This window comes from Paenibacillus agaridevorans, assembly GCF_018604145.1.
Classification (GTDB): domain Bacteria; phylum Bacillota; class Bacilli; order Paenibacillales; family Paenibacillaceae; genus Pristimantibacillus; species Pristimantibacillus agaridevorans.
This window is the reverse complement of sequence record NZ_CP075889.1, coordinates 3,894,317-3,908,937: the sequence shown is the minus strand read 5'-3', so window position 1 is coordinate 3,908,937 and position 14,621 is coordinate 3,894,317. Positions and strand designations below refer to the sequence as shown.

Below are 14,621 nucleotides of genomic sequence, written 5' to 3'. Positions count from 1 at the left end.
CGAGACGCTATTCGCCGAAATATCGCCATTTTTGGACGGTAACGGAACTAAGAGACCCTATTGCCGTCATTTCACATGAAACGGGATTCAATTTGGTTGAATAGCGGCGCTGAGTTCCGTTAGCCTCCCGAGGAGGCTACGAATCGCAGAAATAAGATCACTGAGTTCCGACCATTGTTTTCGAACTTTTTATTGCCCAGAACGCTTATTTTTATTTGTTGATAAATGCGATTTTCTGTTCGTGGCGGTATTCGACCTGGAAGCCGAGTCCTTCGGACAGCGCGGCGAGCGGGAGATACGTCTTCTTCTCGCCCGGAAATTGCTGCAGATAGGCGGGCTCGGCATTTAGCGGAACGGTTTCCCCGTTTACGCGGATTGTCGCGGCGCCGACCGTAATATCGACTGTGCGTCCGTCCAGCGATACGGTTGCAGTCGCTGTAGCGGCGTCCCACTTGAGCTCGGCGCCCATGGCGTCCGTAATGTCGCGGACCGCAAGATAGGTCCGTCCTTTTTGGATAACCGGAGCGTATTTCGAGACGATTTCCTCGCCGTTTACGACGACCGATATCGGGACGCCGGCAGCGCGAGGGAGCACCGTCTTGTATTCGCCCCAAAGCTGTTCGGAATAAGCCTTGCCGAGCGCGGCATAACCAGCCGCTTTGGGATGGATGTCGCCATCGCTAATTGACGTCAGGGTAAGAATGCTTTTTTCGATCACTGCCGCGGCATCGCTTATTTTAATGGAAAGCCCCTTGTTCCCGTGAGCTTTGACCACCTCGCCTAACCGCGCGTTCAGAGTGGATTGTCCGTCCTTCAGGAACAAAGCTGCGGACTTTGCCACCTTGGGGTAAGTCGTTTCTCCATTCGGCAGCTTAAGAACGGGGAGCGGCAAATATTGGTTCGCGATAACGACCTCTGCTTTCGGCTGCAGCTCGCCGATCATGCCGAGGATGTCATCCAGTTGTGCCGTGTAATTATTTATGAGCGCATCCAGCTTGTCCTGCAACGCGGTTTTGTCTCCTGCCGAAAGCGCGTCGACGTTCGTCGTCAATCCAAGCTCGTTAACAAAACCAAGAAAATCGTTCCCGCCAATCGAGATCAGCACCGTCTCGGCATCCCGAATATCCCCGGCAAGCGTGTCCGTCATTTCGGCTAACATCTGTTTGGCCCTAGGGTCCTTGTCGCTCAAACCCGCCTGCACATCCGATTCCGTTACTTTCTCTCCCGCGATAGCGGCTTCCAGCCAATTGGCCAATCCCTCCGTCCTCAGACCCAAAACGCCGTAATTGACATACTCGGCCCGCAAGCCTTGAAACAGCGCCTGTTCGAAAACATGCTCGGCAAAGCCGTAAGGCACGGACTGCTCCGTGAAGCCCGCCTGGTATCCTGCGGCGATGGAATCCCCGAGCACGACGATGTCGTACGAAGCTGCGCTTCCTGCCGATGCAGGAGCGGCGAACGCCGAACCCGCCTGCACCAGCAATGCTGCCGATGCCGCGCCAAGCGCGGTCATTTTGAGCTTGTTCCTGAATTTACTATACAATCTGTCCACGTCCTTTTGATAAAATGGAATTCGACGAAAGCCGTCTTGACCGAGCTTGTTCAAAAGGTCTGAAAACCGGACTTTTTTTGAACTTGCACTAACTGACAACTTCTTTGTACTAATAGAATTATTAAATTGCTTCCCATTTGCCCTGATGTTAAAATCATAGAATAATCGCTTAGTAACGGTATATGGCAACCGGATGGAAAGGAGCAGGCGGCCTGAGCCTCGTCCCCTACCATTCTATGATAATCCAAGCCAAAAATGAAGCTAATAAGTGATCGAACCGCGTTTTTTCTCTCTCCATTATTACGCTTATCCAAAAATCTTCTGATAGAGAGGTTGCAGACTACAATGAAAGAAAGTACTTTGGGATTGCCGCCTAAGCAAGGATTATATGACCCGCAATTCGAGAAAGACGCATGCGGAATGGGCTTCGTAGCCAGCATCAAAGGGGTCAAATCGCATAGGGTCATTCGCCAGGCGCTGCATCTGCTCGAGAACATGGAGCATCGCGGAGGTCAGGGAAGCGAACCGAACACGGGGGACGGAGCGGGCATCCTGCTTCAAATCCCGCATGCATTCTTCTCCGCCGAGCTTGAGAAGCAGGGCGTCGCCCTTCCAGCGGAAGGCGACTATGCCGTAGGCATGATCTTTATGCCGCATGACGAGAGGGAACGCGCCGCTATCGAGAGAGAAGTGGAAGGCATTATCGCCGAGGAAGGCCAGACGTTGATCGGATGGCGCACGGTTCCTACAAATGACGAAAAGCTGGGCGAATCCGCGCTGGCCGTCAAGCCGTTTGTCCGTCAACTGTTCATCGGCAAAAATGCTTCTCTCTCCGAGACGCTTGCTTTCGAGCGCAAGCTCTACGTGATCCGTAAGCGGGCTGAGCTCGCCATCCGTTATGCGGGCAAGGACGGGGGCAACATGTTCTATTTCTCCAGCCTCTCTTCCAAGAAGATCGTATACAAAGGGATGTTGACAACGGAGCAGGTCCGTTCGTTCTACATGGAATTAAATGACGAATCGGTTGTTTCCGCCATGGCTTTAGTACATTCCCGTTTTAGTACGAATACATTTCCGAGCTGGGAGCGGGCGCATCCGTTCCATTACCTCATCCATAACGGCGAGATCAATACGCTTCGCGGCAACGTCAACTGGATGCATGCCCGCCAGACGCTGTTCGCGAGCGAGCTATTCGGCGACGATCTGGAGAAGATCAAACCAATCATCAACCCGGACGGATCCGACACGGCCATGTTCGACAATACGCTGGAATTCCTGCATCTGTCCGGCCGCTCGCTGCCGCATGTCGCGATGATGATGGTGCCGGAGCCTTGGTCCGGCAACGACAGCATGGACCCTGACCGCAAGGCGTTCTACGAATACCACAGCACGCTTATGGAGCCATGGGACGGGCCGGCGGCGATGGGATTCACGGATGGCACGCAAATCGGCGCCGTACTCGACCGCAACGGTCTTCGTCCTGCGCGTTATTACGTAACGAAGGACGACCATATCATTTTGGGCTCCGAAGCCGGAGTCGTCGAAATTCCGGCGGAGGATATCCTTTACAAGGATCGCTTGCGCCCGGGCCGGATGCTGCTTGTCGACACGGAGCAAGGCCGCATTATTTCCGACGAAGAAGTCAAGGCATCCATCGTGGCGGAGCATCCCTATCGCGAATGGCTGGATGAGCATCTTGTGGGCTTGGACGATCTGCCGGAAGCGCCCGAGGTTCCGGAGCCGAGCCATGATACGGTCCAGCAACGTCAACAGGCATTCGGCTATACGTTCGAGGATATTCGCAAAGTGCTGGAGCCGATGGCGGGCAGCGGCCAGGAGCCGATCGCTTCCATGGGTTATGACGCTCCGCTGGCTGTACTGTCGGAACGTCCGCAGCGCCTGTATAACTACTTCAAGCAGCTGTTCGCGCAAGTCACGAACCCGCCGATCGACGCCATCCGCGAAGAGATCATCACTTCGACGAGCACGACGATCGGACCGGAGCGCAACCTGCTGAATCCGGAGCCGGAGAGCTGCCGTCATATCAAGCTGGACACTCCGATTTTGTCCAACGAGCAATTCGCCAAGCTGCGCCATGTGCGCCGCCCTGGTTTCAAGTCGATCACGCTTCCGATCTTCTTTACCGCCAGCGAGGGAGAAGAGGGCCTTCGTTCCGCGATGAATACGTTGTGCGAAGCGGCGGATCGCGTCATCGACAAAGGCCATAATGTCCTTATTTTGTCCGACCGCGGCGTCGACAAGGAGAATGCGGCTATCCCGGCGCTGCTTGCCGTATCGGGGCTGCATCATCACTTGATCCGCCAAGGCACCCGTACGAAGGTTGCGATTTTGCTGGAATCCGGCGAACCTCGCGAAGTGCATCACTTCGCTCTGCTGCTGGGCTACGGCGTTAATGTCGTGAACCCGTATCTGGCGTTCGAATCGCTGGACGATATGATCCGTCAAGGCATGCTGAGAAGCGTATCGCATGAGAAAGCGGTAAAGAACTTCATTAAAGCCGCGACCAAAGGCGTTGTTAAAGTATTGTCCAAGATGGGCATCTCGACGATCCAGTCGTACCGCGGCGCCCAGATCTTCGAAGCGCTTGGCCTGCGCGAGGACGTCATTAACGAGTACTTCACCTGGACGCCTTCCCGCATCGGAGGCATCGGCCTCGATGTCATCGCGGAAGAGACGCTCAAACATCATAACCGCGCGTTCGCGGAACAGGAAGGCTCCGAGAAGGAACTGGATTCCGGCGGCGACTATCAATGGCGCAAGGACGGCGAGGATCATCTCTTTACGCCTCAGACGATCCACACGCTGCAGATGGCATCCCGCGCGAACGACTACAAGCTCTACAAGAAGTTCTCGGCGCTTGTCCAAGGCGAGAACAAAAAACATCTGACGCTTCGCTCGCTTCTGGAATTCAGGAAGGACGGCAAGCCCGTGCCGCTTGAGGAAGTCGAATCCGTAGAGTCCATCGTTAAACGGTTCAAGACGGGCGCGATGTCGTTCGGTTCCATCAGCAAAGAAGCGCACGAGAGTCTCGCCATCGCGATGAACCGTCTGGGCGGCAAGTCCAATACGGGCGAAGGCGGCGAAGATCCCGCACGTTTCGTAAAGGATGCCAACGGCGATTCCCGTCGCAGCGCCATCAAGCAGGTCGCTTCCGGCCGTTTCGGCGTAACGAGCAACTATCTGGTTAACGCGGACGAGATTCAGATCAAGATGGCGCAAGGCGCGAAGCCTGGCGAAGGCGGGCAGCTGCCCGGCCTTAAGGTATATCCTTGGGTAGCCGAGGTTCGCGGCTCAACGCCTGGCGTAGGCCTCATCTCGCCGCCGCCGCATCACGATATCTACTCCATCGAGGATCTCGCCGAGCTGATCCACGACCTTAAGAACGCGAATCCGCGTGCCCGCATCAACGTCAAGCTCGTATCCGAAGTCGGAGTCGGCACGATTGCGGCTGGCGTTGCCAAGGGCCGCGCGGACGTAATCATGGTCAGCGGTTATGATGGAGGCACGGGCGCTTCGCCAATGGGTTCCATCCGGCATGCGGGTCTTCCGTGGGAACTCGGCCTCGCCGAGACGCATCAGACGCTTATGCTGAACAAGCTGCGCGACCGCGTCGTCATCGAGACCGACGGAAAGATGATGAACGGGCGCGACGTTGCGATTGCCGTGCTGCTGGGCGCCGAGGAATACGGCTTCTCCACAGCTCCGCTTATCGTATTGGGCTGCATCATGATGCGCGTCTGCCAACTGGATACTTGTCCGGTAGGCGTGGCGACACAAAATCCGGAGCTTCGCGCGAAGTTCATGGGCGATCCGTCCCATGTCGTCAATTATCTGCGTTTCATCGCGGAGGAACTGCGCGAGATCATGGCCGAGCTTGGCTTCCGCACCATCCAGGAGATGGTCGGCCGCGTAGACCGCCTGGAGACGAAGCAACTGCTTGAACACTACAAGGCGAAGGGCCTTGACTTGTCGGGCATCCTGTACGAAGCGGATATCCCGGGAGGGGCGTTCCGTTACAATGTTCAGGAACAGAACCACGGTCTCGAGCTGTCGCTTGATATGCAGCAACTCGTTCCGAACGCTGCGCCGGCGCTGGAGAACGGCGAGCTTGTACGCGGCACGTTCCCGATTCTTAATACGAACCGTGTCGTTGGTACGATTTTGGGCTCCGAGGTCACAAGGCGTTACGGAGCGAAGGGATTGCCGGAAGATACGATCTGGTACCACTTCGTTGGTACGGCCGGACAGAGCTTCGGCGCATTCGTTCCGAAAGGCATTACGCTTTCGGTTGAAGGCGACACGAACGACTACTTTGGCAAAGGTCTCTCCGGAGGGAAGATCATTGTGGCTCCATCGCCGAAAGCGACATTTGCGGCAGAAGATAACGTCGTTACGGGCAATACCGCATTGTATGGCTCGACGGGTGGTCAAGCGTATATCCGCGGCATTGCAGGCGAACGCTTCGCGGTACGGAACAGCGGAGCCGACGTTGTTGTCGAAGGCGTGGGCGACCACGGCTGCGAATATATGACGGGCGGTCGAGTCGTCATTCTGGGCGGCACGGGCCGCAACTTCGGCGCTGGCATGTCTGGCGGCGTAGCCTACGTGTATGACGACAAAGGCGAATTTTTTAGCAACTGCAACGTAGAGATGGTGTTGCTGGAGCGTGTGGAGGAGAATCAGGATGTCGCGGAGCTTCGCGGCTTGATCGAGAACCATGTACGCTACACTGGCAGCGCAATCGGCGAGAAGGTGCTGGGAGATTGGGAATCTTCCCTCGAGAAGTTCGTTAAGATTATTCCGAAAGACTACAAACGTATGCTTCAGCAAATTCAAAAAGCCGAAGATTCCGGTCTTCAAGGCGGAGAAGCTCTCATGGCAGCCTTCGAAGCGAACAAACGAGAGCTTGCTCGTACCGGCGGCAAATAAGAGAATGGAGCTCGCGGCGGGTATTTACCTGACCGCGAGTTTTCTTGTACCCGCTTGGATAGAGGGGGGCGCTACCAAACGTTTTCTGCTTCGTATATACTGGAATGGTTGGAACAAGCTAACTATTGAAACAAGATTGCGATGAAGAGGAGGACGAATAACGGTGATGGAAACCATTGTCCAGATGCGGGGCGTAACGAAGCGCATTGGAACACGTACGATTATCGACAACTTGACGCTGGACCTGCCGCGCGGCGAAGTATTCGGCTTCCTGGGGCCGAACGGCGCAGGTAAAACAACAACGATCCGCATGATGGTGGGGCTAATGTCGCTTACTTCTGGCGAAATTCTGATCGACGGCAAAAGCATCGAGAAGGAATTCGAGGGAGCCATTAAACATGTAGGAGCGATCGTAGAAAACCCGGAGATGTACAAATATTTGACGGGGTATCAGAACCTGGTCCATTATGCCAGGATGATGCCGGGCGTAACGGAGCACCGGGTCAGGGAAGTAGTGGCGCTGGTTGGGCTCGAAGCTCGCATTCACGACAAGGTGAAGACGTATTCGCTTGGCATGCGGCAGCGTTTGGGCGTTGCGCAAGCGATGCTGCACAGGCCTAAGCTGCTAATATTGGATGAACCGACGAACGGTCTTGATCCTGCAGGCATAAGAGAGCTTCGCGATTATTTGCGCAAGCTAGCCAAGGAAGAAGGCATCGCCGTGTTTGTATCGAGCCACTTGCTGTCCGAGATGGAGCTCATGTGCGACCGAGTCGCCATTATTCAAAACGGCAGGCTGATCGATGTACGTTCGCTTCAGGATGGGGAGCAGGCGCTTAGCGCGCGCCGCGTATTGTTCCAGGTAGATCAGCCGGCTGAAGCCGTTCAGGCGCTTCAGACAGCGGGACAGAGTGCCGAATTGGCGGAGAAGGCTCAGGAAGCGGATTCCGGTGTCGTCATCATCTATGGAGACAGGGACGGCATTGCTACCGCTAACGCCGTATTGGTTCAAGCGGGTATTCGGGTCTACGGCATTCGAGAAGACGTGAAGTCGCTCGAGGATCAATTCTTGGAAGTGACTGGAGGCGAAAAAATTGGGTGATTTCGGCGGATTGATTCGCAATGAAAACATGAAAATTTATTTGCGCGTACGAACCTACGTTATGTTCGGCATCCTGATCGGCTTAACGATCATTATATCCGCCCTGTGGTTGGCCTTCGGCGAGCGGTCGTCAACATCGATGTGGGAAGTCGCGTTCATGGAGTCCTCCATTCTGTTCTTCCTGGTCACGATCTTTACGGTTGTAGTTGCAGCGGGAGCAGTGGCCGAGGAATTTACATCCGGCACCATTAAACTTCTGCTTATCAGGCCATGGTCGCGCTCCAAAATATTGTTATCGAAATACATAGCGGTCATGTTGTTCGCGGTCACGCTTGCTATCGTGTTATTCGGCAGCACATTGCTTGTCAATTGGGTCATGTTCGGTATTGGCAACGATTCGGCGAATGCCGGTGGAGGCATTCTGCCGATGGGAAGCGATGACTCGCCATTCGTGTACTTGCTGAAGTATTACGGACTAACGTTAATTACTTCGATCGTGACGGTGACGTTGTCCTTTATGTTGTCGACCATATTCCGCAGCAGCGGTCTTGCCATCGGCATGGCATTGTTCCTTCTGCTCGTCGTCAATAACTTTATGCAATTGTTGGCGTTGCTGGACTATAAGTGGGTCGACTACATCCTCTTTATCCACTTGAATCTTACGCAATATTTGGGTGATTTCTCTATGAGGGAAGGGATGACGTTAGGATTCTCCCTTGCGGTACTAGCCGTGTACTATATCATTTTTATCGCGTTGACCTGGTACGTGTTTAACAAGCGGGACGTGGCCGCGTAAGAAACATTAATCCGGGAACCAATGAAAAAGCCGTCCTCAACGAGTTCGCTTCATCGAACCCGCCGAGAGACGGCTTTTAATATCCCGCTATGAATTAGCCCGCTTGGCGGGACTTGGCGTGCGATTCGCTGTTTTTGAGCTCATCTTTTTTGGGATTGGCTGCTTCGGAGGATTCTGACGCGCCCGAGCGTGGTTTGGATTCGGCTGGATGCTCCATTCGGCACTGTCCGCTCAGTTGGCCGCCCTCCTGAATAATTAACGCATGTGCCGCAACGCTTCCGCTCAGTTGGCCGGTGCCCGTAATGATCAATCGGCCTTTGGTCACGATATCGCCGTAGAGCTTTCCCGCAAGCGTAATATCTCTAGCTTCAATATTGGAGCGAACGATTCCGCACTCCCCGATGATGATATCGCCCTTGCATTCGATATCGCCACGATATTCGCCCTCGATTCTGAGATTGGCTTCGCTGATCAACTTGCCTTCGACGATCGTTCCTTGTCCGATTAACGTATCCGTAGCGACGACACGCTTGTTCTCCTTAAACATAAGTATTACCTCCTCGGCATTCGTCATTGATGGAAGCTGCCTGAATCCGCTGCTCACGGTTACGTACGGGAGGTTAGGTACTTGAGCGGGTTCACTGGCTCGCTTCGCTGCATAATCTGAAAATGCAGGTGAGGCCCCGTACTTCTGCCGCTTGAGCCAAGCTGTCCGATTTTCTCCCCTCGCACGACTGTATCGCCCTCACGCGCGTCAATGGCCAAAAGATGCATATAAGCGGTCTGGAGATGACCCAGATGATCGATGATAATGTAGTTGCCGTATTGGGAGTCGTATCCCGTCTCCGATACGGTCCCTTCCGCCGCGCTAAAGACGGTATCGCCGGATTTGCCGTCAATGTCGATCCCGGCATGGAAAGTCGCATGGCCGGTAAACGGATCGCGGCGGTATCCGAAGCCGGACGTCAATTGCTTGGAACGGGTGGGCCAGGAAGATGGATAGGCATCCACTGTCATTCGTCTATTCTGAGCCTGCTTCAAAGTATGCGCCATGGACTCTTCCATGGCGTCGACCATGCGGCTTAGAGCTTTGAGGTCGATGGAGGTGTTCTTGGCAAGGTGAACGATTCCGTCTAAATTTCCTATGACGGGATATCTGATGGGCGATCGCGCACCTTTGTCTGAAAGTGAAGAATAAGCGGAAAACGAAGGGAGGAATGAGGCGGCATCCTTCCCCGACGCGCTTGTTTTACTGCTGCCAGAGGCTGTAGGAGAAGCTGTGTTTGGCACAGAGCCGCCGTATTTCTCCATGAAAAGCTTCAGCTTCTCTTCGAGCTCGCCCAGCTCTTGCATCTTTATTTTCATATCTTCTGTTTGTCGCGACAATTTCAAAATCTCTTGCTGCAAGGTGACGATCGCTTCATCCTTCCCGGCGATGACGGCATCCATTCCGGCAATCGTTTGAGTGAATGCGGCAGACTGATTAGATAGCTCGGACTCCAATTGTCTCAGCTCGTACGCCGCCTTCAGCTGCAAGCCCGCGACCGTACCTGCCACGGCAAGGGCTGCGGCCATTGGCGCTGCTACGACTGATCGTTTGGATACCTTGAACTGTCTTACCGTCTTGTCCGGGCCGCGCATCACAACAAAAGACCATGCTGGCTTCCGCGTTCTTGTCACTGGTTTACTCCTTCCGGCCGTCGTAATCATTTTGCAGAACGTTCTATGACTATTTATTCCCGGAAGCTATAAAACATGCCTGCAAAGTTATCCTTTCTCACATAAATCCCGCTCCCGGAGGCACACTAAACGTTACGGCAGAGCGAGAGAAAGAGGGGAGCCGCGTGTATGTTTGGCTTATGCTGGCCATTGCAGCACTCATCATCTACATTGCCCAGATCGGCGCGATAACATGGCTGGAACATCGAAGACAGAGTCATCTTGCGGCATGGATTTTTTTATGTTTGGTTTGTCCATTCTTAGGTTTTGCAGCTTATTGGCTGCTTGGCCGAAGGTTGAAGAGAGTCAAACCCTTAACGGCATTGAAGTCGGAGCGCCACGCCGCTTCTAAAATTGGTAAAAGCGCCAGCATGAATCGATTTCATTCGTTTATTGACCAGTATCTTCCTTATCCGGCGACAAATCGCAACCGGGCTACAGTGCTTCAGGATGGCGAAACGACATTTCAAACCATACTTAATGCAATAGAGCATGCCTGCAGCTCCATCCATCTGGATTATTACACGGTCAGGTGCGACGGGATCGGCAACAGATTTCTGGAAGCTTTAACGAGCAAGGCACGAGAAGGCGTTGATGTGAAGTTGTTGTATGACGGAATCGGGAGTCTGCATCTCTCTGAACATTTTCTGCAGAAACTCCATAGTGCCGGCGCACAGTCGGCTTGTTTCTCTCCGCCCCGCGAGTTTTTGCTAAAGAAACGGTTGAATTTTCGCAATCACCGCAAAATCGTAGTTATCGACAATTCCGTCGGCTTTATGGGCGGCATTAATATCGGCGATGAATATTTGGGTTTGGATTCCCGGCTTGGGTTTTGGCGAGACACGCATCTCAAGCTTGAAGGAGAATGCGTCCGTCAATTGCAGGCCATATTTCAAGAGAATTGGTTAAGGGCGACGGGAGAAAACATAAGGGTGGATGCAGGAAGTACGTCAAGGGATGAAGTTCCTGCTCCGGAGGCCGAATGGAATGACAGGATCGTATTGGTGCCTGGCAAGCCCGGTATTCACGATGCCGTTATTTCGGAAGCTCTGTTTGCGGCGATGTCGGAAGCAAAGGAAACGATTTACGCGGTTACGCCCTATTTCATTCCGGATCCGTCCATTGCGGCAAGCTTGAGAATCGCTTCTAGAAGCGGAGTAGACGTCAAATTGATTATTCCCGGAATCAGCGATTCCAAGCTCGTATTGCTGGCTACGCTCTCGTACGTCCAGGACATGCTTGATGCCGGTGTTCGGGTGTACAGATATGGCAAGGGCTTTATTCATGCCAAAGTTTTGATTATTGACGGGCGGCTCGCGTCCATCGGCTCGGCGAACCTGGATATGCGCAGCTTGTACAGCAATTACGAGCTGCTGGCTTTAATCGAAGGGGCGGATCCCGTAGGTCGATTGACGAAAGATTTCATGAACGATCTTAGTGACAGCGTTGCTGTGGATGCTGGAGAGTTCTCGCGTCGGCCATCCAAACAGAAAACGGCGGAATCGCTGCTGCATCTGTTGTCGCCGCTTCTGTGAGTAGTGAGTATGATTGTTGCCGCGGTATGAATTTCGTGCCGTTCGGGCATATTTCTGTCAAGGCGTCTCGCCACCATGTCACCATGTTAAGGAGGAAGCTGCGATGGATGAGGACAAGCAAATATCAGGTATCGATGGCGGAGCGGTCGAGCCGAATAATGAAGGACGCGAGGTCTACGATATGGACATTGACCGGATGGTAAATGAAGGCCTTGGCGGCGGAAACGTAACTATTCACAACGGAAAAATTGACGAATCGACGACCGATACGATGACATCGGAATGGGAAGGGGTTAATTAAAACGTGGATGCGACGCGCGCGAAACAAATATACCAATCGAAGGATACGATTGGCGTAAAGCTGGAAGGCGACTCCGTTTGGATCGAGAACGTGGATGAAGCAAACGGGATGGCGACGGTAACCGTTGGCAATAATCCGGTCAATACGGTGACGGTGTCGGTTGATCGACTGCAGGAAAGCAGGTAAAGCCGGGGAGAAGCCCGCTGCGGAGCAACGAGCTCCGCGGCGGGCTGCCAGTTTATCCCCCGTACGCTTCGCGGAATGCTTCGCACAGTTTTTCGCGATCGACTTCCCACAGAGCCGCTATTTCCTCGCTGACATTGTTCGCCCACCAGTCTGCTTGAGCCTTGCGATTGTTTTTATGATCGACGATCCAAAGCAGGTTCTGCGCCACCTGACGAAAATACAGCGTCTCGGCTTTTTCCATCTTCTCTTTTGACACGTATAACTTCAATCGCTTCGCGGTGCGGTACAGCTCATTGCTGCATGACCTGCGAATTTTGCGCGCGGACGGCAAGCCGGCTGCGTGCTTTTGCTCGTGGGGTTTCATATAGAACCGACTCCTCTCCCTCCAAATTATGCGGGCATTCGTCCAGTGGTCACCGCTATGACGCGGACCGCCCTGCCCGTATTTCTCCCTTTTTAACCGAACATATCCGAATGGACAGGACCATAGGATAGGGTTAGAGTGGAAGGCTTCTCTTGCGATATGATAGAATAACAGAGGCGGCTTCCCGGTTAGAAGAGGAGGAACCGCGATATTCGAAGTGGAGGGTGAAGATGGAAAGCTGGATAACCGATTTTATGGAGCAATACGGGTATATGGGCATATTGCTCATGATAGCGGTCGAGAACCTGTTCCCGCCGATTCCGTCGGAAATCATTTTGACCTTTGGCGGATTTATGACGACGTACACGAATCTAACGCCAATAGGCGTCATCCTCTTTGCGACGCTGGGTTCGCTGATCGGGGCCATTATTTTGTATTTAATCGGAAGGCTGCTTGGCGTTGAACGGCTGGAGCGAATTATCGACCGCTGGGGACGCGTGCTGCGCGTAAAGAAAGAAGATGTGCGCAAAGCCGATGCCTGGTTCGACAAGTATGGCTATTGGGCCGTGCTGCTGTGCAGGATGGTGCCTCTTATTCGAAGCCTGATCTCATTGCCGGCCGGCATGTCTGGTATGAAACTGGTTCCATTTCTGTTCTTTACGACGGTCGGCACGCTGATCTGGAACACGATTCTTGTCTCTGTCGGTACGGCGGTTGGAGGAAACTGGCATGAAATCGTAGCATTTATGGACGTATATTCCTATATCGTGTATGCGATTATTGCGCTCGCGGTGCTTGTTGTTCTCTTCCTTTACATTCGCAGGGCCAGGAAATTTTAGTAATAGTACGAGTTCAAAAAGTTCGGTTTTACAACCTCTAAATGAAGGAGCGGATTACATATGAGTAAAAGTGTGGCAGACAAGCTGGGCAAAGGGATTAGCCCACAGCAATTCGTGGATGGGATGACCAAAAACAAGGAGACGTTTATTGGCTGGATGGAGCAGTTCAGCTGGCCCTCCGACGAGGACCGGGAGCTGTTCGAATCCATGAACAACCGCGACGATCTGCGTTGTCTCATTCTGATGGCCGACTGGTGCGGGGATGTTGTTCGCAACGTGCCGGCCGTATTCGGCGCGCTGGAAGTAACGGGCATCCCGACCGAGGTGCTCATCATGGAAGAAAATCTGGATACGATGGATCAATTCCTGACTATGGGCGGGCGCTCCATTCCTATCGTGATCTTTGCGGACACTGGCGGCGCCGTACTTGGGCAATGGGGTCCAAGGCCAACTCGGATTCAGGAGCCGATGGTGGCGTTTAAACGCGACAATACGGATCGGGAAGCTGCCGACTACCAGGACAATCTGGCGGTTGCAAGAGCGGAGATCATGAAGCGTTACGGTGAGGGGCCAGGCTACCAGGCGGAAGTCATCAAGGAGCTCCGCGAGCTTCTGGAGAGCTTCTAGAGCGATGGGAACCGAGTTTAAAGTCGAGACGTTTTCCCTTGGACCCATCCAGACGAATTGTTATCTGATAACGGTAACCGAGGGCGAGCAGGAAAGAGGCATCATTGTCGATCCCGGCATGAATCCCAAGCGGCTGCTTGATCGCATTGCAAATACGAATATCGAAGCGATTCTGCTGACGCATGCCCACTTCGATCATATGGGCGGGGTTGACGAGGTTCGCAAAGCCGCCGGATGTCCGGTTTACATCCATGATCTCGAAGCAGACTGGTTGACGGACCCGCGCAAGAACGGGTCGATGCGTTGGCAGGACGTTACGCCGCCATTATCGACGGATCCGGCCGAATTTGCGCTGGATGAAGGACAGACGTTAGCGATGATCGGCCACAAGTTTCAAGTGATGCATACGCCGGGTCATTCGCCAGGCAGCGTAAGCTTCTTATGCGGAAACCATCTGTTCTCCGGAGATGTGTTGTTTAAGCTGTCGGTTGGCCGTACGGACCTGCCCGGCGGGCGCGAGGCCGATCTGTACGATTCCATACGGACGAAGCTGTACAAGCTTAATCCGGAAGTCATTGTTTATCCAGGGCATGGCGGGCGTACGACGATCGGGTTCGAGAAGGCGAATAATCCTTATACAGGGTAACGAT

General features: G+C 53.7%; 13 protein-coding genes. 9 read left to right on the top strand and 4 right to left on the bottom strand.

The features are described from left to right. Positions 1-211: 211 nt before the first annotated feature. Complete coding sequence (locus KJW29_RS16540; RefSeq protein ID WP_214630591.1) at positions 212-1,543, bottom strand: SGNH/GDSL hydrolase family protein; 1,332 nt, start codon at positions 1,541-1,543, stop codon at positions 212-214. A gap of 354 nt (positions 1,544-1,897) precedes the next feature. Between KJW29_RS16540 and gltB the strand changes: the two genes are divergently transcribed. The 3 genes from gltB to KJW29_RS16525 all read left to right on the top strand — a co-directional run bounded on the left by gltB (position 1,898) and on the right by KJW29_RS16525 (position 8,400). Further along, positions 1,898-6,502 carry a glutamate synthase large subunit gene (gene gltB, locus KJW29_RS16535; protein WP_214630590.1) on the top strand — a complete coding sequence of 1,535 codons (4,605 nt, stop codon included), beginning with the start codon at positions 1,898-1,900 and terminating at the stop codon, positions 6,500-6,502. A gap of 166 nt (positions 6,503-6,668) precedes the next feature. Beyond that, a complete protein-coding gene (locus tag KJW29_RS16530) occupies positions 6,669-7,604 on the top strand; it encodes an ABC transporter ATP-binding protein (protein WP_214631171.1) in 936 nt (311 codons plus the stop codon). Beyond that, positions 7,597-8,400 carry an ABC transporter permease gene (locus KJW29_RS16525; RefSeq protein WP_087570494.1) on the top strand — a complete coding sequence of 268 codons (804 nt, stop codon included), beginning with the start codon at positions 7,597-7,599 and terminating at the stop codon, positions 8,398-8,400. Before KJW29_RS16530 ends, KJW29_RS16525 begins: the two co-directional genes overlap by 8 nt. Positions 8,401-8,494: 94 nt before the next feature. On the opposite strand, the gene KJW29_RS16520 is transcribed toward KJW29_RS16525, so the two are convergent. Continuing rightward, positions 8,495-8,947, bottom strand: coding sequence for a bactofilin family protein (locus tag KJW29_RS16520; protein WP_214630589.1), 453 nt, complete (start codon positions 8,945-8,947; stop codon positions 8,495-8,497). A gap of 59 nt (positions 8,948-9,006) precedes the next feature. Then, positions 9,007-10,080 carry a peptidoglycan DD-metalloendopeptidase family protein gene (locus tag KJW29_RS16515; RefSeq protein WP_214630588.1) on the bottom strand — a complete coding sequence of 358 codons (1,074 nt, stop codon included), beginning with the start codon at positions 10,078-10,080 and terminating at the stop codon, positions 9,007-9,009. A gap of 164 nt (positions 10,081-10,244) precedes the next feature. Here KJW29_RS16515 and cls point away from each other — a divergent pair, with 164 nt between their 5' ends. The 3 genes from cls to KJW29_RS16500 all read left to right on the top strand — a co-directional run bounded on the left by cls (position 10,245) and on the right by KJW29_RS16500 (position 12,141). Beyond that, positions 10,245-11,654, top strand: a complete 1,410-nt coding sequence (gene cls, locus KJW29_RS16510; RefSeq protein WP_214630587.1) for a cardiolipin synthase — start codon at positions 10,245-10,247, stop codon at positions 11,652-11,654. A gap of 103 nt (positions 11,655-11,757) precedes the next feature. After that, on the top strand, positions 11,758-11,955 hold the full coding sequence (locus KJW29_RS16505; RefSeq protein WP_087570498.1) for a hypothetical protein: 198 nt from the start codon (positions 11,758-11,760) through the stop codon (positions 11,953-11,955). Positions 11,956-11,958: 3 nt separating this feature from the next. Beyond that, positions 11,959-12,141: an H-type small acid-soluble spore protein gene (locus KJW29_RS16500; RefSeq protein ID WP_087570499.1), complete on the top strand. Its 183-nt coding sequence runs from the start codon at positions 11,959-11,961 to the stop codon at positions 12,139-12,141. A 52-nt stretch (positions 12,142-12,193) separates the two neighbouring features. On the opposite strand, the gene KJW29_RS16495 is transcribed toward KJW29_RS16500, so the two are convergent. Beyond that, the gene (locus tag KJW29_RS16495) at positions 12,194-12,505 is read right to left on the bottom strand and encodes a dehydrogenase (protein WP_214630586.1); all 312 of its coding nucleotides are present in this window, start codon (positions 12,503-12,505) and stop codon (positions 12,194-12,196) included. A gap of 230 nt (positions 12,506-12,735) precedes the next feature. Here KJW29_RS16495 and KJW29_RS16490 point away from each other — a divergent pair, with 230 nt between their 5' ends. The 3 genes from KJW29_RS16490 to KJW29_RS16480 are packed head-to-tail and all read left to right on the top strand — an operon-like array spanning position 12,736 to position 14,617. Continuing rightward, positions 12,736-13,344: a DedA family protein gene (locus KJW29_RS16490; protein ID WP_214630585.1), complete on the top strand. Its 609-nt coding sequence runs from the start codon at positions 12,736-12,738 to the stop codon at positions 13,342-13,344. 60 nt (positions 13,345-13,404) lie between these two features. Continuing rightward, positions 13,405-13,971 carry a thioredoxin family protein gene (locus KJW29_RS16485; RefSeq protein WP_214630584.1) on the top strand — a complete coding sequence of 189 codons (567 nt, stop codon included), beginning with the start codon at positions 13,405-13,407 and terminating at the stop codon, positions 13,969-13,971. Positions 13,972-13,975: 4 nt separating this feature from the next. Next, on the top strand, positions 13,976-14,617 hold the full coding sequence (locus tag KJW29_RS16480; protein ID WP_087570503.1) for an MBL fold metallo-hydrolase: 642 nt from the start codon (positions 13,976-13,978) through the stop codon (positions 14,615-14,617). Positions 14,618-14,621 lie beyond the last annotated feature (4 nt).